The sequence below is a fragment of the Bacillus sp. 05T31 genome, assembly GCF_056396725.1.
This window is the reverse complement of record NZ_JBFTMA010001342.1, coordinates 1-495: the sequence shown is the minus strand read 5'-3', so window position 1 is coordinate 495 and position 495 is coordinate 1. Positions and strand designations below refer to the sequence as shown.

The window sequence follows — 495 nt, the reverse complement described above, 5'->3', positions numbered from 1 at the left end:
ACCTACAACTTTTATTGCATTTGTTGGCGCTGCTCTTTTTACATTAATACTTGCTAAATAACGAGGTGCAACTTCTTCCTGCCCTAGCGAATAGCCTAAACGGCCCATGCTTGCGATAAATGCATTTGTCGTCCCTAAGCAAATAATAAAAGCTACAAATCCAATTAACCATGCAAATTGATTACCTAATGTTTGTTTTATTACAAGTACTAGAGCTGTAGTATTATCAGCATTAATATGATATGATTTTGTTCCAATTACTGATAATGCAATCCCCATATATAAAACTCCAATAATAATAATTGCAAATCCTGTAGACAAAATAATATTTCTTTTTCTAGGTGCTTTAAATTCTGGAGCTAAACTCGCAATTGCTTCCCAACCGAAAAACGACCAAAAAATTAATAATGACGCATCTAAAATCGGGTTTACTGCTTTCATAGAAATATGTACATTTATATTTTTCATTTCAATATAAGGTAGTGAGCTTATAAT

1 protein-coding gene is annotated in these 495 nt (G+C 32.1%); it reads right to left on the bottom strand.

Features of this window, described 5'->3' with window-relative positions; genetic code table 11:
* On the bottom strand, positions 1–495 hold a 495-nt coding region (locus AC1DJR_RS33210; RefSeq protein ID WP_477004594.1), incomplete at both ends, for an APC family permease.